At 55.6% G+C, this 22863-nt stretch carries 15 protein-coding genes; 11 read left to right on the forward strand and 4 right to left on the reverse strand.

Features of this window, described 5'->3' with window-relative positions; translation table 11 throughout:
- Positions 1 to 49: 49 nt before the first annotated feature.
- A complete protein-coding gene (locus tag CLV58_RS15125; RefSeq protein WP_106138672.1) occupies positions 50 to 1321 on the reverse strand; it encodes an anthranilate phosphoribosyltransferase in 1272 nt (423 codons plus the stop codon).
- Positions 1322 to 1367: 46 nt separating this feature from the next.
- Positions 1368 to 2171, reverse strand: coding sequence for a uroporphyrinogen-III C-methyltransferase (cobA, locus tag CLV58_RS15130; RefSeq protein ID WP_106138673.1), 804 nt, complete (start codon positions 2169 to 2171; stop codon positions 1368 to 1370).
- Between the two features lie 229 nt (positions 2172 to 2400).
- On the opposite strand from cobA, the gene nirB reads away from it, so the two are divergent.
- The 8 genes from nirB to CLV58_RS15165 all read left to right on the forward strand — a co-directional run bounded on the left by nirB (position 2401) and on the right by CLV58_RS15165 (position 15593).
- On the forward strand, positions 2401 to 4917 hold the full coding sequence (gene nirB, locus CLV58_RS15135; RefSeq protein ID WP_106138674.1) for a nitrite reductase large subunit NirB: 2517 nt from the start codon (positions 2401 to 2403) through the stop codon (positions 4915 to 4917).
- Between the two features lie 21 nt (positions 4918 to 4938).
- Complete coding sequence (gene nirD, locus CLV58_RS15140; protein ID WP_106138675.1) at positions 4939 to 5292, forward strand: nitrite reductase small subunit NirD; 354 nt, start codon at positions 4939 to 4941, stop codon at positions 5290 to 5292.
- 97 nt (positions 5293 to 5389) lie between these two features.
- Positions 5390 to 6862 carry an ATP-binding protein gene (locus CLV58_RS15145; protein ID WP_106138676.1) on the forward strand — a complete coding sequence of 491 codons (1473 nt, stop codon included), beginning with the start codon at positions 5390 to 5392 and terminating at the stop codon, positions 6860 to 6862.
- A gap of 357 nt (positions 6863 to 7219) precedes the next feature.
- Positions 7220 to 7654 (forward strand): alginate export family protein, encoded by a 435-nt coding sequence (locus CLV58_RS28660; RefSeq protein WP_211300861.1) that lies wholly within the window; start codon positions 7220 to 7222, stop codon positions 7652 to 7654.
- Between the two features lie 34 nt (positions 7655 to 7688).
- Positions 7689 to 8591: an alginate export family protein gene (locus CLV58_RS15150; protein ID WP_211300862.1), complete on the forward strand. Its 903-nt coding sequence runs from the start codon at positions 7689 to 7691 to the stop codon at positions 8589 to 8591.
- A 102-nt stretch (positions 8592 to 8693) separates the two neighbouring features.
- Positions 8694 to 9980: an MFS transporter gene (locus CLV58_RS15155; protein WP_106138677.1), complete on the forward strand. Its 1287-nt coding sequence runs from the start codon at positions 8694 to 8696 to the stop codon at positions 9978 to 9980.
- A 603-nt stretch (positions 9981 to 10583) separates the two neighbouring features.
- Positions 10584 to 14081, forward strand: a complete 3498-nt coding sequence (locus CLV58_RS15160) for a nitrate reductase (protein WP_106138678.1) — start codon at positions 10584 to 10586, stop codon at positions 14079 to 14081.
- Between the two features lie 84 nt (positions 14082 to 14165).
- A complete protein-coding gene (locus CLV58_RS15165) occupies positions 14166 to 15593 on the forward strand; it encodes a rubredoxin (protein ID WP_106138679.1) in 1428 nt (475 codons plus the stop codon).
- Positions 15594 to 15599: 6 nt separating this feature from the next.
- On the opposite strand, the gene CLV58_RS15170 is transcribed toward CLV58_RS15165, so the two are convergent.
- Both CLV58_RS15170 and CLV58_RS15175 read right to left on the reverse strand, forming a co-directional pair.
- A complete protein-coding gene (locus tag CLV58_RS15170) occupies positions 15600 to 15947 on the reverse strand; it encodes a XisI protein (RefSeq protein WP_106138680.1) in 348 nt (115 codons plus the stop codon).
- A complete protein-coding gene (locus CLV58_RS15175) occupies positions 15932 to 16348 on the reverse strand; it encodes an element excision factor XisH family protein (RefSeq protein ID WP_106138681.1) in 417 nt (138 codons plus the stop codon). The genes CLV58_RS15170 and CLV58_RS15175 overlap by 16 nt, the downstream gene beginning before the upstream one ends.
- Positions 16349 to 16460: 112 nt before the next feature.
- Between CLV58_RS15175 and CLV58_RS15180 the strand changes: the two genes are divergently transcribed.
- The 3 genes from CLV58_RS15180 to CLV58_RS15190 all read left to right on the forward strand — a co-directional run bounded on the left by CLV58_RS15180 (position 16461) and on the right by CLV58_RS15190 (position 22822).
- Positions 16461 to 20117 carry a DEAD/DEAH box helicase gene (locus CLV58_RS15180; protein WP_106138682.1) on the forward strand — a complete coding sequence of 1219 codons (3657 nt, stop codon included), beginning with the start codon at positions 16461 to 16463 and terminating at the stop codon, positions 20115 to 20117.
- An 81-nt stretch (positions 20118 to 20198) separates the two neighbouring features.
- Positions 20199 to 21329, forward strand: a complete 1131-nt coding sequence (locus CLV58_RS15185; protein WP_106138683.1) for an ATP-binding protein — start codon at positions 20199 to 20201, stop codon at positions 21327 to 21329.
- Between the two features lie 74 nt (positions 21330 to 21403).
- Entirely contained in the window at positions 21404 to 22822 is a 1419-nt protein-coding gene (locus CLV58_RS15190) for a Gfo/Idh/MocA family protein (protein ID WP_106138684.1), read from the forward strand.
- The last annotated feature ends 41 nt before the right edge of the window (positions 22823 to 22863 follow it).

A 22863-nucleotide genomic window follows, 5' to 3' on the forward strand; every position in this document is an offset into this window, starting at 1 on the left:
CCGTTGACTGTCGGTCCGGTTTCTAAGCCGTAAAGATACGGGATTCCGGTCAGGCAAGCTGACTTTCAATCCAGTCGAGGCCACGCCCGTAGAGTGCCTGCGCGTAGCGAACCCGGTTGTCGAAGTCTGGATCGTCGGATTGCTCCTGCTTCATAAACTGGCGAATCAACAGGGCGTTGTCGGCGGCCTGTGGCTGCTCGTAGGCGGTTTCGCTGTCGGTGCGGTACGCGGCAAAACCCGGCGCGTCGCCTTCGAAATGCTGAAAGAACAAAGGCCCTTGTCGCGTTCGTACGGCGCACAGCAGCCCACACGCCCGACTCGTCGACGGAGCGAGACTACCCTCCAGCCCACGTTTCAGCACCATTACCGCGTCGAAACCGGCCAGCATAGCCAGTTCGGCCATTTTCATCTGGTACGTGATATGAAAGACCGACGTAACCAGGATGCGGGCATGACAGGGATTCAGTACTTTTTCGAGCGTCGCCAGAAAGGGCCGCTTGATAATCGTCCGTCGCCGATCGACCCATCGGTTCAGCGCGGGCGACAGGGCTTTCTGATCGAGCACCCAGCCGTAGCCGTCGAGGGGCGTGTCGAGTTCGTGATTACTCTGGAGAAATTGTACGCCCAGGTGCATGTACAGGTCCAGCGCGTTGAGCGTGAACTTGGGCCCACCCGACCGTCCTACAACCGAAACAGCTCCGTAACCGCGCTTCTGCATCAGTTGCGCTAGCAGTGGCGTGATCAGGTAACTGTTTTCGACCCCGTCGAACGGTTCGGCCAGTTGCACCAGTGGGCGATCGGCGCAACTGATGGGTCCGAAACCAGGCGTGTAGGTCCGTTCGGCAGCGCGCATCAGGCCGTAATATTCTTCGTTGCTTTCGTGCCGTACCCGCATGATGCTGGCCGCCATTCCCCGAAATGTTTCGCAGTCGCCCTCGCTAAACAGATAATCACCAAGCTGTTCGGCTTCGCTCACCTGGAGGTTGTGCCCCCGAACGAGCTTCGTCGCGATGGGCAGCATCCCATCCGGCAAGTCGGGACAAACTTTATTGATAAAAAAAGTCTGATGATCGAACGCGCCTTTACCGATCGTGTCTTCCAGCGTCTTTTCGTCGTCCGTTGGTCCTTTGGCCAGCAACGCCCCCAGAAAAGCGCCCCGCTGCAAGGCGTTCGAGTCAGGATCGGCCAGCGCCCGCCGGCATTCCGCCAATAGCTCAGGGGGCAGTGGCTTGCTACCATACTTACCGATACCGATGTGTTTGATGCCCCGCCCCAGAGCTGTCTGAGCAGGTGAGTCAAGCGTAAGATCAAGGGTCGACATGGCAGTATGGGAGAACGAATAGCGTGATAAAAGCAATAACGGCTGACTACCTACTAGTCGCGGTCAGCACGGGCGCGGTTGCCAATTGAACCCGTTTATCGACCACCGTCCAGTCAGGATGCAGGGCCACAACGGCCCCAATCACGATAATGGCCGGATTACTTAGTTTTCGGTCCGTCACGGTGCGGACGATCTGATCGGCCGTTGCCAGCGCCACCTGTTCGTCGGGCCGGCTACCGTTCTGAATCACGGCAACTGGCTCGTCGCCCCGCCCCGCTTCGGCCAGCAGTTGGACAATGTTGGGCAGGTGTTTCATACCCATCAGTACCACCAGTGTCGCCGACGACCGGACAGCTACGGCGACGTCATCCGATAACTGATGGGCTTTGGTGGTACCGGTCAGTACCCAGAAAGATTCGCTGACACCCCGACAGGTCAACGGAATACCGGCCAGGGCAGGTACGGCATAGCTGCTCGACAAACCCGGCACAACAGCCGTTTCGACGCCACAATCCTGCGCAAACACCAGTTCTTCGAAGCCCCGCCCGAATACGAACGGGTCCCCCCCTTTGAGCCGTACGACGTGACCGTGACTATGCGCATACTGAACGATCAGATGGTTGATATCCTGCTGCGCAAATTCACAACCGCCCTTGCCCTGCTGCCAGGGTCGTTTGCCGACGTAGACCAGCTCGGCCGATGCGGGGGCATACAGCAAAATGTCGGGGTGCACCAGCGCATCGTATAAGACAGCGTCCGCCGTTTGTAGTGCTTTGACGGCCTTATAGGTAATCAGTTCGGGATCGCCGGGACCCGCGCCAATCAGCGTCAGTTTGGGTAGCTTTTTCATCGTTCACAAGTGAGTAACGCAACCAGTACACAGTACTATTACTAAGCATAAATACTCAGTAAATTTATGAAAAATTTTCTCGTTACTCAGAATTTAGTATAAGTTTACAGAACAAAAGGCAAATATTAATCTATATAGGCTTTGTTTTGCCATATTTTCATAAATAGAAATTGAATAATACAATTTAGAAGTACTTATAAAAACGTGTTCCACTTTAACCCGTTGTTTTATGAAAAACATTGTGGTCGCCGGCAACGGCATGGTTGGCTATAAGTTCTGCGAAAAGCTACTGGCCAGACAGAAGGAGGGGCTAACTGATGGCGGTCAGTTTTCCCTCACCGTATTCGGAGAAGAACCCCGGCCAGCCTACGACCGGGTCCATTTAAGTGCCTATTTCTCCGGCACATCGGCCGATGCACTGGCAATGGCACCAGCCAGTTGGTACGCCGACAATAGCATCGACTTGCGCACCAGTCAGTGTATCACGCACATCGACCGGGAAGCTAGGACCGTAACGACGCATACTGGTCAGGTCGTCGCCTACGACACGCTGGTTATGGCTACGGGCTCGGCTCCGTTCGTACCGCCGGTACCGGGCGTGCAGAAAGACGGTATTTTCGTGTACCGCACCATCGAGGATCTCGAAGCCATGCTAGCCTGGGGGAAACGGGCAACGCGTGCCGTCGTCATCGGGGGTGGCCTGCTGGGGCTGGAAGCGGCCAAAGCGGCCCTCGACATGGGCCTGGAAACGCACGTGGTCGAGTTTGCGCCCCGGCTGATGCCCCGGCAACTCGACGAAGCGGGCGGGGCCATGCTTCGCCAGAAAATGGAAGAGTTGGGTATTCGTATCCACCTGAGCAAGAACACGGCGGAGTTTGAAGGCTATGATCGCGTAACGGGGCTGCGCTTTGCCGATGGGTCAGTGCTGGAAGCCGATATGGTCGTTATCTCGGCGGGTATCAAACCACGCGACGAACTGGCCCGGCAAAGTGGACTAGCCGTCGGACCACGGGGCGGGATTCTGGTCAACGATCTGCTGCAAACATCCGACCCCGACATCTACGCCATCGGTGAGTGCGCGCTGCACAACAGCATGATCTACGGCCTGGTAGCGCCCGGCTACGACATGGCCGACATCGTGGCTACCCAGCTTCTTACCGGTATGTCGGCCAAAACGTTTGCGGGCTTCGACATGTCGACCAAGCTCAAACTGATCGGTGTCGACGTAGCGAGCTTCGGTGATCCGTTCTGCGAGCAGATTCCGCACCGGACCATTGTCTGGGAAGATCGGCTGGCGGGCGTCTACAAGCGGCTAAACATCACTGAAGACGGCAAACATTTGCTTGGTGGGATTCTGGTAGGCGACGCGGAAGCGTATAACATGCTGCTGCAAACAAGCAAGAACCGCATGGTACTGCCACCCACGCCGGAAGATATGCTGCTGCCCGCCCGCAAAGGCGACACGTCATCGGCGGGTGCGGGCGTTATGGCGCTGCCCGACGAGGCTACGGTCTGCTCCTGCGAAGCCATTACGAAAGGTACGATCTGCACGGCCGTCACGGAGAAAGACGCGACCAACATCCTGGCCATTAAGAAATGTACGAAAGCCGGTACAGGCTGTGGCGGTTGCGTACCGATGCTGAACGACCTGATTACCGAAACGCTAAAGGCGCAGGGCAAGATTGTCCGGAAAGTACTGTGCGAACATTTCGACTTGACCCGGCAGGAACTCTATGACCTGGTGCGCATCAACGGACAGACGACCTACGCCGAGGTACTGGCCCAGTACGGCAAAGGCTGCGGCTGTGAAGTGTGTAAACCCGCCGTTGCGTCGGTACTGGCCAGCGTACACAATCAACTGGTTGCCAGACAGGCAGTTATTCAGGATACCAACGACCGGTATCTGGCCAACATTCAGCGGGGCGGCACTTACTCGGTAGTTCCCCGCATCGCGGGTGGCGAAATCACGGCCGATAAGCTGATCGTGTTGGGCGAAGTCGCTAAAAAGTACAACCTCTATTGTAAGATTACGGGTGGCCAACGGATCGACCTGTTTGGGGCTCGTGTCGACCAGTTGCCTTACATCTGGGAAGAACTGATCGACGCTGGTTTTGAGAGTGGTCATGCTTACGGCAAATCGCTGCGCACCGTAAAAAGCTGCGTCGGATCGACCTGGTGCCGGTTCGGTGTGCAGGATTCAGTCGCCTTCGCCGTCGAACTGGAAAACCGTTACAAGGGGCTGCGCTCACCGCACAAGCTGAAAAGTGGCGTGTCGGGTTGCGCCCGCGAGTGCGCCGAAGCGCAGAGTAAAGACTTCGGCATCATTGCCACCGAGAAAGGCTGGAACCTGTATGTCTGCGGTAACGGGGGCGTAACCCCCAGACACGCGCAGCTGCTGGCTACCGACATCGACCGTGAAACCTGTATTCGCTACCTCGACCGTTTCCTGATGTTCTACATCAAGACGGCAGAGCCGCTCCAGCGAACGGCTCCCTGGCTCGACAAGCTGGAGGGCGGCATGGCGTATCTGAAAAGCGTGGTCATCGACGACGTACTCGGCCTGAACGAGCAGTTCGAGCGCGAAATGGACTATGCCGTCGCCACGTATCAGTGCGAATGGAAATCGGTAGTCGACGACGAAGACCTGCGCGGGCAATACCGGCACTTCGTCAATGCCAGCGACACCGACGATACCCTGGCGTTTGTCCCGAACGGACGGGGGCAGCAGCAACCCGCAAACTGGTAACTCCCTTTCTTCCCCAACACGATGGTAACTGAATTCGAAACACCCGAAACCCTGAGCTGGCACGTTGCCGCTCCGATCAGCGCCTTTCCTACCGATGGGGGAGCCTGCGTAAAAATTGGTGAACGCCAGATTGCTGTGTTCAACTTCAGCCACACGGGCGAGTGGTACGCCTGTCAGAACATGTGTCCGCACAAGATGCAGATGATTCTGTCGCGCGGCCTGACGGGCGATCAGAACGGGGAGCCTAAGGTGGCCTGCCCGTATCACAAGAAGACGTTTTCGCTCTGCACGGGTGAAAATCTCAACGGCGATGACTACCGGATCGAGACGTATCCCGTTCGGGTCGAGGCCGGTATGGTGTATGTTGGTTTGTAAGTTGGTCAGGCGGTGTGACTAGCACCGCCTGACGATCAATTGCCTGATTTCGACAGCAGTAGGCAGGTTTACTGGTACACTTTTTTGTCATATCCCTATGGTCACGACGCGGTTTACACGACGGTATATAGTAGCCCTCTCACTGGTGGCGGGTCTGACGATCTGCGGGCAGTTCCTGATTCACCGACAGCTCGACGGGCAAACCAGCGACGCTTACGTGCTGAATTACGCCGGTCGGCAGCGTTTCCAGAGTCAGCAGATCGTTAAAGATGCCTTGCTGATGACGAGTCAGGCAATCCCTGCTGCGTCAGTAAACGCATTGGCCCAGACGCAGCGGCAGCTATTGGCCCGGTGGGAGCGCTTTCACCAGGAACTGATGAGTGGCCACCTCACCGATCTTGGCCTGACTGTACCCAACAGCCCCACCGTTCAGACACTATTCCGACAGCTAGACCCCCACTTCCGGACTATCCGGGATCAGGCGCATCGTCTACTTACGCTTGCTGGCCAACCGATCCGTGACAGCCGTGCCGAACAGGCGGCTATCCAGACGCTACTGACCCACGACACGCTGTTTCTCAACCGGATGGACGCCATTGTCCGGCAATACAGCCGCGAAGCCGAACAGAAAGTCGAGCGGCTACGGACCATCGAAAACTGGCTGCTACTGATTACGCTGGTCGTGCTGGTGCTGGAAGCACTACTCATTTTTAGTCCGGCGGTTCGGATGATTCGCGAAGCCGTCGACCGATTGACAGCCGCTCACCAACAGGCCGCGCAGGCTAACGAAGCCTTGCAACGCACAAATCAGTCGCTGAAACTGGCGCAGCAACAATTGATGCATGAGACGGCCCTGCGCCACAAACAGCAGCTCACCGAACAGCGCGTACGCCTGTCGGCAGTAGTACAGGGGCAGGAGGAAGAACGACGCCGGCTATCGCGCGAACTGCACGACGGTATCGGGCAGATGCTCACCGGCGCTAAACTATTGTCCGAAAACGTCCGGTCGATCGATCAGTTGCCCCCTACCGATCAGACCACGTTTGGCAAACTGAAAACACTGTTGGTACGCATCATTCAGGAAACGCGGCACGTATCCAACAACCTGATGCCACCCGTCCTGAGCGACTTCGGGCTGCTGGCCGCCCTGCGCCTGCTTACCGAACAGCAGCACGAACAGACGGGTATCGAAGTAAGCTTGCAGACGAAGCTGGTCGACGCCCGCTTCAACCCAGCCGTTGAAATCGGCCTGTACCGTATTGCCCAGGAAGCCATCAACAACGCCACCAAACACGCGGATGCCAGCCGTATACTGGTTAGCCTGAACTGGCGTGGCGATCAACTACAGTTACGCATTCAGGACGACGGCTGCGGTTTCGACTACTCCTTCCCAGCGGCCGTACGTTCGCAAGGGTTGCACAACATGCGGGAGCGCGCCAAATTACTGGACGGTAGCTTTCGGCTACTCACCCGACCGCGTGCCGGCACTACCGTGCAAGTCTACGTGCCCATAAGCGTAGCAACGCAGTCAGCGATGCGTTCCATCGCAGCGGCTACGCCAATCTACTAAGTATTTTTCCCAACTGTACTTTTTTTATAAAAAACCAAATTATTTAAATTGAATACGGTCTTTTATCGAAATTTAGTGCCTATTTTTTTCACAAATACAGCTATTTACTATTGAATACTAGAAAAAATACCTACTTTTATTCTGTCAATAGCAACACAAGTACTTAGTAATAATACTTAGTTCATTATTCTCTGTTCCTGTAGCCGGCACAGTACATACACCAGATTACTTACGCTGTTTCTATCGATCTAATGGCGGTTTGATCAATAGCAATAGAAAGCCCCGACAGGATGGCGGTCCTAGCGGGGCAAGTGGTTTACCTTCTTTCGTGTTCCACAGTTAAACCAAGTCAAATGTATGGACTTTTTCATACGGCACAAAACGATTCTAAGCGTTTGTGCCTTAACGGGACTGCTCGTAACAACGGCGAATGCCCAGTTTACGTTTAGCGGTCGGCTTCGTACGCGAACCGAATACCGAAACGGGCAGGGCTCCCCATTGAGAGAGGGCGACACGCCCGCTTTTTTCACATCGCAGCGAACGCGTATCAGCGCGGGCTACAGCGGCTACCGAATCAAAGCGTTTGCGACCCTTCAGGACGTACGAGTCTGGGGACAGGATGCGTCGACCGTAAACCGAACGACCACTGCCGACTTGAACGGCCTGATGCTCCACGAAGCCTGGGGTGAATTTAGCCTGCTCGACACCAGTCAGACCAGGCTCGGCAAAGAGTTATCGCTTAAAATCGGTCGGCAGGAGCTGGTGTACGGACGACGTACGCTTACTGGGTAACCTCGACTGGCTTCAGCAAGGACGTCGGCACGATATGGCCCTGCTGAAATGGGCCAACAACGGCTGGATGCTAAACGGTGGCGTTGCGTACAATCAGAACCGCGAACAGAAATCCGGAACGGTGTACAACGGGGTACCAACTACCTACGCAGCCGGTACCAACGGCATCGGCACCGACTATAAATCACTCCAGTTCGTGTATCTGGGTCGTAAGTTTTCGGCGGGTAATTTCTCGCTGCTGGCCATTAAAGATGATTTCAGCCAGTACACCACCACGCCCACCAGCGGCACGGTGGCTGCCACGACAACCTACTCCGACGCGACCTGGAGCCGGGTGACGGCGGGTGCCTACGTCAATGCGCAGGTCAAGAAGCTGGGGGTGAAAGCCGAAGCGTATTACCAGGGCGGCAAGTACCGCGACGGCCGGGATCTGAGTGCCACGTTTTATTCGCTGGTACTGTCGTACGCAACGACCAGCCGTACTACCCTGCTCGGCGGGATCGACCACAGCAGCGGCAACAACCCCGGCAACACGACCGGCACCAGCCACCGCTTCGACCCGCTGTACGGTACCCCGCACAAGCACTGGGGCTACATGGATTATTTCTACGTCGCGGATGGTTTCGGCACGGGCGGTCTGTCAGACATGTACCTGAAACTACGCTACAAACCCCTCGACCGGTTCACCGTCACCTTCGACACGCACCAGTTCACCAGTACTAACCCGATTATCGGGCTGGATAAGGTGGAGATGAACAATCCTTCGTTCGGCCAGGAGTACGATCTGATTGGGTACTATACCATAACGAAACAGATTGGATTGGAAGGTGGCTATTGCGTCTTCAACGCTACCGACGCCATGGCCGCTGCAAAGAGCGTGGCCGATCCCAGGAAGACGGCGACCTGGGCGTACCTGATGGTCAACCTGCGCTTCTAAACGCACCTGCGTCTACGAAACACCTACCGCATCATACCGACCGGCACCGGCCGCGTCGACGATAATTTTTCTCCTGATTCATCCATACAACCGGCTACATCCATGGCGACTGGTAAACTCTCCAAGCTTACGATCTTCTCCGCATCGGGTATCCAGATGCGCACCTTCCACATCACGTGGCTAACCTTCTTTGTCTGCTTTTTCGGCTGGTTCGGTATTGCCCCGCTGATGCCCATCATTCGGGAAGATTTACACCTGACCAAACCACAGATCGGCAATGCCATCATCGCAGCCGTATCGATCACGGTGTTTGCCCGCCTGATCGTAGGCCGTCTATGCGATACCATCGGCCCACGCATTACCTACACTGGTCTGCTGGTGCTGGGGGCAATTCCGGTACTGGGCATCGGCCTGTCGCACAGCTACGAATCGTTTCTCTGGTTCCGGCTGGCGATTGGTGTTATCGGCGCGTCGTTCGTCATCACGCAGTTTCACACCTCAGCCATGTTTGCCGATACGATCAAAGGAACGGCCAATGCGGTTGCCGGCGGTTGGGGAAATCTCGGTGGGGGTGTTACGAACATGGTTATGCCGCTGATTCTGGGTGCGTTCGTAGCTGCCGGCTACACCAAACCCGAAGCCTGGCGGCTGGCGATGCTCGTACCGGGCGTGATGCTGCTCGTTATGGCGGTTGTCTACTATCGCTTTACGAAAGATACGCCCGAGGGTAACTACGCCGACATCAACCGTAGCAACACGGTCGACGCCAATCCGGTGAGTTTTGGTAAGGCTGCCGCCGACTGGCGCGTATGGGCGCTGTTTCTGGCTTACGGTGCCTGCTTCGGTATCGAAATTACGTTCGATGGCGTAGCTGCCCTCTACTTCACCGACACCTTCAAACTCGATCTGGCGACAGCCGGCTTACTGGCGGGTATCTTCGGGTTCATGAACATTTTTGCCCGTGCACTGGGTGGTATCGTAGCCGACAAGGTTGGCGCTAAACACGGGATGCGGGGCAAAGGCATTCTACTGGCGACCATGCTGTTGCTCGAAGGACTGGGTATCATGCTCTTTTCCCAGACAGGCAGCATTGCCCTCGCCGTAACCGTGATGCTGGGTTTTGCCATGTTCCTGAAAATGGCCAATGGTGCTACGTACGCCATCGTACCGTTCGTGAATAAGCGGGCTGTGGGTGCCGTCAGCGGTATCGTCGGGGCGGGGGGTAACGTCGGGGGTGTGCTGGCGGGCTTCCTGTTCAAGTCGGAAAGCATCAGCTACGGACAGGCGTTTCTTTACATCGGTATCGCCGTAGCGGTTGTCGCGATGGTCGTCGCCGTGACCCGCTTCGAGAAGAAGCCCGTACCCGAACCAGTTGTCGAATTTGCGTAAGATTAATTGATTTATTCCACCCCCAACCCCCTGAAGGATAGGACTGTTAAGTTCTGGCACATCTACCCCCCAGCCCCCTAAAGGCTAATCTTGTAGGGGTTTCACGTCCTGTACTTAACTGACTTTATGGACAGGCTTTTTTACCCCTAAATCCCCTGAAGGGCAGGGCTGTTAAGTTCTTGATTTAACGCTGGTAGTGTCCAAATTTCCTTCGGCTAACTATACCCCCCGCCCCCTAAAGGGGGTGAACTTCATTTGTGGAATGCTCCCCCTTTAGGGGGCTGGGGGGTAGGGCGGAACAGAACTTAACAGCCCTGCCCTGAAGGGGACTTTACTCGCACTTAGAAAAAGTCCGGCAGCGGCCGACCGCCCTTCAGGGGATTTAGGGGTAAAAAAGCTCCTTTGCGAAGTGCTCGGTTTTGAAGGCTCAAAACCCCTACAAGGTTAGCCCTAAAGGGGGAGTGGTTTCTTTACGGAATGCTCCCCCTTTAGGGGGCTGGGGGGTAGATGTGTTGAAGTGAATTTGGTTTCTAATAGTATCAAATCAAGAACTTAACTGCCCCATCCTTCAGGGGGTTGGGGGTCGTTCAGACAGCATTGCTCATGGTAAAGTCAACCTGCTCGTATTGTGGTGTCGGCTGCGGTGTATTGGTTGATAAAGACCGCAACGGTCAGTTGACACTACAGGGCGACCCCGATCATCCCGGCAGCAAAGGCCTGTTGTGCTCAAAGGGCATGAACCTGCATTACACGGTTATGGATCAGTCGGATCGGTTGCTGTATCCGCAGATGCGCTACAACCGGAGTATGCCGCTCGAACGGGTGTCGTGGGACGATGCGCTGGACCGGGCAGCTGCCGTATTTACGTCGATCATTGCCAAGTACGGTCCTGACTCGGTCGGCTTCTATGCATCGGGACAATGCCTGACTGAAGAATATTACCTGATTAACAAGCTGACGAAGGGCTTTCTGGGCACCAATAATCTCGACACCAATTCCCGGCTGTGTATGTCGTCGGCCGTAGTCGGCTACAAACAGACGCTGGGCGAAGATTCGGTACCCTGCTCCTACGAAGACATCGACCTGGCCGACACCTTGCTGGTAGCGGGAGCGAATCCGGCCTGGTGCCACCCCATTATTTTTCGGCGTGTCGAAGCCCGGAAAGCCGCTTTCCCCGATTTCAAGCTGATCGTTGTCGACCCGCGCCGGACACAGACCGCCGTCATGGCCGACCTGCACCTGCAAATCAAGCCCGGCACCGATGTCACGCTCTACCACGCCATCGCGCGCGGACTCATCGACCGGGGGCTTATCGATCAGGCGTTCATCGACAACCATACCGATGGCTTCGATGCGTTCAACGAGAAAGTCCACGAACGTAGCCTGAAAGAAGCGGCTTCCATTTGTGGCATACCGCTCGAAGACCTGAAGTGGGCCATCGAATACATTGGTCGCTCGAAAGGGTTCATGAGCATGTGGACGATGGGCCTGAACCAGAGCGTCATCGGTGTCAACAAAAACGTCTCGCTCATCAACCTGTCGCTCATCACGGGGCAGATCGGCAAGCCCGGCACGGGACCGCTGTCGCTGACGGGTCAGCCCAACGCCATGGGCGGTCGCGAAACGGGTGGTATGGCGAACCTGCTCTCGGCCCACCGCGACCTGGCCAACCCCGCCCACCGGCAGGAGATCGCTACGTTCTGGGGTGTCGACAGCGTCCCCGACAAACCCGGCCTGACGGCAACCGACATGTTTGCAGCCCTGCGTGACGGCCGGATGAAAGCCATCTGGATCGTCTGCACCAATCCGATGGTCAGCCTGCCCGATTCACGGATTGTAGAGGAAGCGCTGCAAAACGCCCGATTCGTTGTCGTGCAGGACATCTCTAATCGGTCCGATACCGTCGCTTACGCCGATCTGGTTTTACCGGCCGCTGGCTGGGGGGAGAAAATCGGGACGATGACCAATTCCGAACGGCGGGTATCGTACCTGAACAAGTTTGCCGAACCACCGGGCGAAGCCAAACCCGACGCCGAAATCATCTGGACGTTTGCGCAGAAAATGGGCTTCGGCGACGCCTTCGCCTACACGCATCCGGCACAGGTCTATGATGAGCATGTTCGGCTGACCAAAGGCACCAACATCGACATTACAGGACTGAGTCATGAGCGGCTCCGTACGGGCGGCACTATCCAATGGCCCGTCCCGACCGCTGAGTCGACCGGCACGAAACGGCTCTTTACCGACCATCAGTTTTACACGCCTAACCGTCGGGCGCAGATCAAAACGGTCTCCGACGCGAATCACTCTGAACCGACCACGCCAGATTTTCCGCTCATTCTGACCACCGGCCGCATCCGCGATCAATGGCACACGATGACCAAAACCGGTAAGGTCGCCAAGCTGAACACGCATATCCCAAAGCCTTTTCTGGACATTCATCCGAAAGACGCTAGCGAGCGCGGCATTGAGGACGGCGATCCGGTTGTCATCAAGGGGCACCGGGGCGAGGTTCGGGTCAATGCGAAACTGACGAAAGACATCCGGCGGGGTGTCGTCTTCCTGCCGATGCACTGGGGCAAGCTCTTCAACAAAGACTTTGCCCGCGCCAACAACGTCACGAGTTCGCTGTACGACCCCATCTCGAAAGAACCGGACCTGAAGTTTTCAGCCGTGCAGGTAGCCAGGGTATCGGCACCGGCCCGGCGCATTCTGATCGTCGGGGCCGGGGCTGCGGCCACGCGGTTCGTCAGTGCCCACCGCGCCCTGAACACCAAGGACGAGATTCACGTGTTTAGCCGGGAGATCAATCCGTTTTACAACCGGGTCATGCTACCCGACTACGTCAGTGGCATCAAATCGTGGGAAAAGTTGGTGAAGCTCACGCCCGACGCCGTGGCGGATCTGAACGTGATACTGCACACCGGCATCAGCATCGACGCCATCGACCGGAGCGCGAAAACGATTACCGATTCAACCGGTACCGTTCATGCCTACGACATACTGCTGCTCACGACGGGCAGTCGCGCGTTTATGCCCGCCGAGTACAAAACCCAGTTGCAGGGCGTACTGACGATGCGTACCCGCCATGACGCCGACGACCTGCTACAACAGCTGCAACCCGGCGACCCCTGTATGATTGTCGGCGGGGGACTGCTTGGGCTTGAACTGGCGGCATCGCTACGGGAAATTGGCGTACGGGTGTATGTGGTACAGCGCGAAAACCGCCTGATGACCCGTCAACTCGATGAAATTGCCAGTGAGCTACTCTATCAGGAACTGACCGACCGGGGTATCGACATTCTGTACAACGAAAGCATCCGCTACTATGTCGGTGAGGAAGCCGTCGAAGGCGTACACATGGCCAACGGGCAGACTATTCCGGTCAAGGCTGTCGTGTTTGCTATTGGTACACAACCCAACACGGAACTGGCCCGCGCGGCAGGCCTGGCCGTCAACCGGGGGATTGTCGTCGATGAATACCTGCAAACGTCGGATACCAGCATTTTTGCTGCGGGTGAGGTAGCTGAGATGAACGGGCAGCAATGGGGCATTACCGCTGCCGCCGAGGAGCAGGCGGAGGTAATCGCCCGGCATCTCAACGGCGACATGGTCAACCACTATGCCGGTACCCTGTCGATGAACATTCTGAAAATGGACGGACTCAACCTGTGTTCGCTGGGTATGCCGTCGGCACCGGCGGGGGCTAGGGACTATGAAGAAGTGGTGTTCATCGACCGAGCGAAACGGTATTACAAAAAGTGTATCATCCACCGCGACCGGCTGGTGGGAGCCATTCTAATCGGCGATAAAAACGAGTTTCTGGAATACAAAGACCTGATCCATAACCGCACCGAGCTGTCGGACAAACGGTTATCATTGCTACGGTCGGGGCAGGCACCAAGGCCCGTACTGGGCAAGCTAGTCTGTTCGTGCAACACCGTCGGCGAAGGAAATCTGATCGATGCCATCAAAGGTGGCGCTACGGAATTTGGTAAACTCTGCCAGACTACCGGGGCCGGCACGGGCTGTGGTTCCTGCAAACCCGAAGTTAAAGCCATCCTCGACCGCGCCGGCAAGAAGGCAACTATGAGCGTCTAATATCGCCAAATTGATTGCGCCCATTCGAGACCAATTCAACGACCATACGACATTGTTCGATAAACTGCGAACCGATATTGACCCATGACGAGTCTCCGCATTCTCACGCAAGGGGGGAGTCTGGCCCCCAACGACCTTCGCCAACTGGCTGGCTGGGCGCAGGATTATGGCCTGACGACGCTGGAGATAAGTAACCGACAGGAGTTGCTGCTCAGCCCGCCGTCGAAAACGATTCGGGAAGACCTTGCGCGTCGGGTTCAGGCACTGGGACTGCAGACGGACGAGACCGAGCCAATGGCGCAGAACATCGTATCATCCTTGCCGGCCACCGACGTGTTTGCGGGTACCCCCTGGCTAACGGCGGGTGTGTACCTGGACATACTTACCCAGTTTCGTACGATACGGCCCAAGCTTAAAATCAACCTTGTCGATCGGGCCCAGACGCTGGTATCGCCGTTTACGGGGAATATCAACGTCGTAGCATCGCCCGAAGCGGGTTACTGGTATGTGTTGCTGCGGCCTTCGGGCAGCGTTCGGCGGTATGCCTGGCCAATTTTGCTGGAGAGCGAGTCGATCGGCGCGTTTGTGCAGGTGGTCGAAAGGCATTATTTCCAGAACGCCGTCGATACAGGAGTGCGCGCTACCGCCGATACCTTCTATCGGGCAGTCATGGCTGATTTTCAGGGCAACACCCGGCGCGTGACGCAGGAAATGACCTTACCCGACAGCACGATACCGGTCTACGAAGGTTTTCACCGGGGACCGTCGGGCAACTACTGGCTGGGGCTGTTTCGGAAGTCGTTTACCTTCCCGCTGGCCTTTATCGAAGCCCTGTGCGACCTCTGCCGGGAAACGCGCGTCGGACAACTCTATCTGACGCCGTACAAGACGCTGCTCATCAAGGAAATTCGCGACGCCGACCGCCCCGCCTGGGACCGGCTGCTGGGTCGCTTCGGTATCCGCACCAACGTACCGGCCTGGCAACTGAACTGGCAACTGCCGAACAACGACACCCAGGCCATCGCGCTGAAAAACCAGATTCTGCACCAGTTAGACGACACCGATGTTCGCACCGACGGCTTAAGTTTCGCCATCAACGTACCGTTTTCAGAAGCAGCCGCCCAGGTCGTGATTCAGCAAAACGGTAGTCCCGAATCGTTCGACATCTACCAGCGAGCCGGTCATTCGACGACAAACGATCAGTATGTGCTGGTCGCCAGGAGTCAGCCGCTTACGCAGCTTACCGAATCGATCCGCCAGCTTTCCCTTGCGTACTACGAGCGACTGACGGCCCCGCTCCTACCCGACCTATCGGTTGACGACAAACCCGTTGAGCAGCCTGCCCGGCAAATACACGAATGTCCATTCTGTCTGAGTCGGTACGATGCGCAGTACGGCGAACCGCACCGGGGTATCGTGCCCGGCACTGCTTTCGAGCAGTTATCAACGAGCTACACCTGTAACGTCTGTGACAGCGACAAAGCGACGTTTATCGAGAAATGGCTGACGTAGCTAGCCTTACGCGACGGCGTAATCAGTGAATGATCGTTTGTATGGAGCCATAAATGCCAGTACGATGTTATTCTTCGGAACGCCCGCTTTTTCCAACTGGTCGACTATACGGCTGTCGGTAGCGTCTTCCTGTACCCATATTTTCCCATCACGAATATCCAGATGAAAGACCGGGTAGTATACGCGTTTCCCATTCTCCCAACCTATTGCCAATACCTGGTAATGATCCCGTTGTTCATCGACAATCAGTTGTTCCTCCACATCATCGTTCTCAACGTTCACCGCTGGCAGATGCATATAGTTTTGTAGCAGATCAATGATGATCTGGCGATAGGCCTTTATCTGCTTGTCCATTGCGTAATTCGCTTTGTATCTATATCATAAACCAGAACCGAAATCGAATCTGCTTCAATCATCTCAGCAATCAACGCCTTTTGAAAAAACGAGTCAAAAATCTGCGTATCGACCGCCAGATAAAGCTTCCGTAGCGGGTCACCTTTGCTTAGGGCACGTCGATAAACATCGTATTGTCCCTTTGCTGTGTAAAAGTCGTTTAGCTTCGATTGGCCCAGAAAACTTTTGACTTCTACAGCAATATACTCTGTTCCCCGTTCGGCGGCAAAGACTTGTTCGGCAGCCAGGTCCACTTCCAGTCGTAAGCCACTGGCACGTAACACTAGCGGGTCATGCGTAACCCGCCACCCTTCGGCCTCAAGCGCGTCCCTTACTAATTGATGAAATAAATCGCGTGCCATGTAGCAATGTTAATCCAAAAGTTGTTTACAACTGATACGGACATACTGGTCTTTTTCGGCACGCGTTGTTGACTAGTATCTTTGCCATACACAACACCAAACTTAGGACTCTATGGCCGAACGCATTAGCTACGGCAAAACCTGGTGGGGGCAGCAGTGGCTCAACGCCCTGGCCCAGATTGATGAAGAAAGTCGGCTTCCCCGTGGTAAAACCTATGCCAACAAGGGGGCCGTGCAGGGTCTGAAGATCGATACCAACCAGATTAGCGCGTCGGTAAAGGGCACGAAGCCACGACCGTACAAGGTGAAGCTGACGGTACCGCTCCTGATGAGTGCGGAAAAAGAAGCCTTATTGACCGAACTCAGCAACAATCCGGCTATCCTCGCCCAGCTGCTCAACCGGCAGTTGCCGGAAGAACTGGTGCAGTTTGCCAAATCGCGGTCGATTCACCTATTCCCGGCCTCGTTTGACGACCTAGCAATGGGCTGCTCCTGCCCCGACTATGCTGTTCCCTGCAAGCACCTGGCAGCGGTCGTCTACATCATCGCCAACGAGATCGACCGCAATCCCTTTCTAGTCTTTCAGTTGAAAGGGCTCGACATACTGGAAGAACTCAAAAATCAGCAGGCCGACGTGCTGGCGGGCGGGATGGAAAGCGTACTGCTCCTGCGTGAGTTAGGGACCGACGACCTGCCCGACGACGAGGACTGGCATCCCGATACCGACGCGCGTAAGCAACTCGACTTCGCAACCATTCCTACCCTGTCGGAGCAACTGCTAAACCTGCTGCAACCCGATGTCACGTTCACCAAAAGCGACTTCCTAAAGTCACTTACCCGGTCTTACGCCCTGTTTGGGCGAGCCGCTACCGAGCAGACGAAGGTCACCAACGCGGCACCAGCTACGCGCGGACGAAAGCCGAAGACGGTAGTCAAGCCGGGCACTGCATCGGCCGATAAGCCAGAGACACCACACCCCAGCGACAGCATCGAACTGCAACTCGATGAGCTGATGGAAGTAAAGAAGGTCGGTGTGTTTTCCGAACACGGCGAACAGCGGGCCTTCGCCGACTACGACATCAGCGACCTGACCGACTGGCTCGACACGCTGACCGAAGCCGATTTTGCCGAGATGAGCGATTCGGTGCGGGCGCTGTACCTGGCGCATCAGTTTTCCAACGCACTGCTGCGTCGGGGGGCTGTCGTACCGCAGCTGCTGTGCCTTGGCGTAAAAGAAGATCAATACCGGGTGCGGTGGCTGCCAGCCACGCTGAATGATGCGGTACGAACGCAAACCGATTTGCTGGCGCTGCAACTGCCTCCGCTCCTGCTGACGATGCGCTGGCAGAAAGAATGGCTGGCCTTCACCGGTCGGGAACAGACGCTGATGCTGTGCTCGCTACTAATGCGGCCGACCGTTCACGACGCTACCGTCGAGTTGTGGGAACGCTGGCCACTGGAAGATGCCGACCGCTTGTTTTTCGGCGTCGAGACCGTCCGGTTCGAAGGGTTCGGCAAACGGGAGATGCCATTGGCCATGCAACTCTGGCTCAATGATTTCTTCCTGACTCACAAACGATTCGTACCCGTACTGGCAGTAGAAGATAGTGAGTTGGGTGAAGAATTCCGGGTTAGTCTGCTGATCCGCGACAACGACGCCAAACCCGCCACGACGGCCCCTGCCGAGAAGTCGGCCCGAACGTCGAAAAAAGCCGCTGCGACGCCGGCCGTTGTTCCGCCCATACCACTGTCGGACATTCTGCGCGACAAAGCCCACGCCGGTATTCGCATGGCGGTGTTGCAGGATTTACTGGTCCTGTCGCGCCACTTCCCCGACCTGGCTCAGCTGACCAAAGCCGACGGCGACCCGTATCTGTACTACAAACCCGACGACTTCGTCAAGATTCTGCTCGACACCTTGCCCCGGATGCAGTTGCTCGGTATCTCGCTGCTACTCCCCAAATCGCTCCGGCACTGGGTACGGCCATCGGCGGGCGGGCGGCTGCGGGCCAAAGCGAAAGTCACGGCCAGTAATGCCTTTATGCGACTCGATGACATGCTGACGTTCGACTGGCAGATTGCGCTGGGCGACGAGATGGTCGGGGTAAAGGAATTTCAGAAACTGGTCAACAACTCGACGGGACTGGTCAAAATCAAAGACCAATACGTACTGATCGACGCCAACGACCTGACAAAACTGTACAAGCAGCTCGAAACGCCCCCCGAACTGACCGGGTCTGATCTGCTCCGCGCGGCCTTATCGGAAGAATACAAAGGGGGCCGACTCGGTATTCCACCCGACGTACGGGAGATTATACGTCAGTTTACCGATTCGCAGGCGCAGCCCTTACCCGACTCGCTGAACGCTAGCCTACGACCCTATCAGCAGCGTGGTTACGACTGGCTGATCAAGAATACCGCCCTCGGTATGGGCAGTCTACTGGCCGATGACATGGGGCTGGGGAAAACGCTGCAAATCATTGCGTTGCTATTGAAATTCAAGCAGGAAGGCCGATTCAAAAAGCAGAAAGGGCTCGTTGTGTTACCGACAACTCTGCTGACCAACTGGCAGAAAGAAATAGCCCGCTTCGCCCCAGATCTGCGTCCGCACGTCTACCATGGCTCCGGGCGCAAGCTACCCAACGACGCGGCCTACGATCTTCTGCTAACGACTTACGGTGTCGTTCGTTCCGATCTGGAATCGCTCAAGAAAACGACCTGGGCGGTGGTTATCATCGACGAAGCGCAGAACATCAAAAATGCGGATACCGAACAAACGAAAGCCGTCAAGGCGTTGAAAGCACCGATTCGCATTGCGCTCAGTGGTACGCCCGTTGAAAACCGACTGTCGGAGTTCTGGAGCATCATGGACTTCGTAAACAAAGGCTATCTGGGCGGACTGTCTAAGTTCAACGAAGAGTTTGGCAAACCGATTCAGCAGGAGCGTGACCGGCAAAAACTCGATCAGTTCCGGCGGGTGACAAGTCCGTTTCTGCTCCGGCGCGTCAAGACCGACAAAACGATCATCGGCGACCTACCCGACAAAATCGAGAACAACCAGTACTGTTCGCTGACGACCGATCAGGCGGCTTTGTACCAGGGTGTCGTGGAGGAAAGTATGCGGGCTATCGAAGAGAAAGACGGCATCGCCCGGCGGGGTCTGGTCCTGAAGCTGATGACGGCGCTGAAGCAGATCGGCAATCACCCGCGTCAGTACCTCAAGGAAGGCGACAGCACACCGTCGTTATCGGGCAAGGCAACACTATTGCTCAACCTGCTCGAAACGATCTACGCCAACCACGAGAAAGTACTGATTTTTACGCAGTACCGCGAAATGGGCGAGTTGCTTCAGCAATTTATTCAGCAGGCGTTTGGGCAACAGCCGCTGTTCCTGCACGGCGGCAACTCCCGCTCGGAACGCGATCAGATGGTCGAGCAGTTTCAGAAAAATCGATCCGATCACACGTTTATCCTGTCGCTCAAAGCGGGTGGTACCGGGCTGAACCTGACGCAGGCGAACCATGTCATTCACTATGACTTATGGTGGAACCCCGCCGTCGAAGCGCAGGCGACCGACCGGGCCTTCCGCATTGGTCAGACAAAGAATGTACTGGTGTACCGACTGATGAACCAGGGAACGCTGGAAGAGAAAATCGACGCGATGATCCGCAGCAAAAAAGAACTGGCCGACCTCAGCGTCAAAACCGGCGAAACCTGGCTGGGTGACCTCAACGACGACGAACTGAAAGAACTGGTGAGTCTGGGGTAGCTACCCAATTAGTACAATTTGGTTGAATCAATTCAACGAATTAACGTTAATTCGTTGAATTGATTCAACCAAATTAGTTTTATGCTTATTCACCGGTATTTGTTTGATACGCTTCGCGCCCAGCTACAGTCGAACAAAGTTGTTACGCTCATTGGAGCTCGACGCGTTGGGAAGACCGTTTTAATGAATCGATTAGCGGAGTCATTCGATGGTCAGCAGTTGATACTTAACGGCGACGACCTGGCTACAACCGAATTACTGGCAGACCGACGGGTAGCGAGTTATAAGCGTTGGCTAGGCAACACCACGCTACTGCTCATCGACGAAGCGCAGGTAATCCCGGAGGTAGGCAAATCGCTCAAATTACTAATCGACTCTTTTCCTGAGTTAACGATTTTTGCGACTGGCTCATCGGCGTTTGAACTGACGAATCGCACGGGCGAACCTTTAGTAGGTCGACAACTTACCTACACCTTGTACCCATTGGCACAACTCGAACTGGCGGAAACCGAAACCTATCTGCAAACCCGTGCTAATCTTCCCGAACGACTCGTGTTTGGTAGTTACCCGGATATCGTTCAGATGGATCAAAACGATGATCGCATTGATTATTTGAAGAGTATGGTTTCGTCGTATCTGCTGAAAGATATTCTGTTATTCGAGCAGGTGAGGAATGCTACTAAGATTTTGCAATTACTTCAGCTCGTCGCGCATCAGGTAGGCAGCGAAGTATCGTATGATGAACTTAGCCGTCAACTGCAAATTGATCGCAACACAGTCGTCAGATATCTCGACCTACTGACGAAGGTGTTTATCATTTTTCGACTGGGTGGCTATAGCAACAACCTGCGAAAGGAGGTAACCAAATCCTCAAAGTGGTATTTCTTTGACAATGGCATTCGCAATGCATTAATCAACAACTTCGCCTGGCCCGACAAACGGAACGATATCGGAGCGCTGTGGGAAAACTACCTGATAGCCGAACGGGTAAAACGCAACGCTTATCGTCGAACGCACGTTTCGACTTATTTCTGGCGTACATATGATCAGCAGGAGCTTGATTGGCTGGAGGAAAAAGATGGGGCGTTACAAGCGTTCGAAATGAAGTGGCATACGAATACCGTTCGGTTTCCCAAAGGCTTTCAGGCGGCTTACCCCGACGCGTCGATGAACGTGGTTAACCCGGATACGTACCTTGATTTTGTTCTGTAACAATTGCCCAAGGATAACTTGTAAGTAAAGCTACCGGACGTCTATGCTTTTACGGGTATACGACATCCAATGGCATGACAACGACCCGACGTTCCTTCATCAAAACCCTTTCTGCGGCTTCGGCCCTCGCAGCGGCACCCACACTGCCGGGCTTTGCCTACATTCCGAACCTGAAAAAAATCAGTCCGAACGACAAGATCCGCATCGCGACGATCGGTATGGGGATTCAGGGTAATTTCGACACGATGGCCGCGCTAAAAACGCCCGGCGTCGAGCTAGTAGCCGTTGCCGATCTGTACGACGGCCGACTTCAACACGCGAAAACGGCCTTTGGCAAAGACAAGTCGCTGTTCACTACCCGCGACTTTCGCGAAGTACTGGCCCGCCCCGACGTCGACGCCGTGCTGGTCGTGACACCCGACCACTGGCACGACCACATCACGATTGCCGCCCTGAAAGCCGGGAAACACGTGTACTGCGAAAAACCGATGGTACAGCACCTCAACGAGGGGAAAGCGGTTATCGACGCGTGGAAGAAATCGGGCAAGACAATGCAGGTCGGCAGTCAGCGGATCAGCAGCGCAGCTTTTCAGGAAGCCAAACGTATGGTGCAGGCGGGCGACATTGGCGAGATCAACTACATCGAATCCAACAACGACCGGTTCAGTTCTATCGGTGCCTGGAACTACTCCGTCCCACCCGATGCGTCGACGCAGACCGTCGACTGGGACCGGTTTCTGGGCGACGCCCCCAAGCGCCCGTTCGACGCTAACCGCTTTTTCCGCTGGCGCAACTACCGCGACTACGGCACCGGCGTCGCGGGCGACCTGTTCGTTCACCTGATTACGGGTGTTCATTACGTCACGAATACGATGGGGCCGACGCGCATTTTTTCGTCGGGCAATCTGGCGTACTGGAAAGAGGGGCGCGATGTACCCGACATCATGACGAGCATTATGGACTACCCCAAGACGGCGGAACATAATGCGTTTCAGATGGTGCTACGGGTCAATTTTGCCAATGCGGGCCGTATCAATGACGTGACACGTATCATCGGCAACGAAGGGCAGATCGAGTTCTCGGAGAATAACCTGATCCTGACCAAGAAGAAACTTCCCATTGCACCCGGCTATGGTGGTTACGACAGTTTCTTTACGTTTACCGAACCCGTTCAGCAGGAGTTTGTCAAGCAGTACGACGCGAAATACCCGCCCGACACGCGGAAAGCGGAACCGGCGAAAGAAGTCCGGTTCGAGTCGCCCAAAGACGACGATCCGCACGCCAAACACTTCGCCGACTTCTTTAAAAACGTACGGGAAGGGAGTCAGGGTACGATCGAAGATCCGGTCTTCGGCTTCCGGGCAGCCGCACCGGTGCTGGCCTGCAACGAAAGCTACTTCACCCAGAAAGTCGTTAACTGGGACCCGGTTACGATGACACAAACGAATGCCGGTACTAAATCGCCACAAAAGGTAATGGCGAAAAAGAAGTAAGCTTTCTCGAAACGAATCAGGCCCCGGTAGTAACTAATGTG

Origin of the sequence: Spirosoma oryzae, from assembly GCF_003002825.1 — a bacterium.
In the GTDB taxonomy this organism is placed as follows: Bacteria; Bacteroidota; Bacteroidia; order Cytophagales; family Spirosomataceae; genus Spirosoma; species Spirosoma oryzae.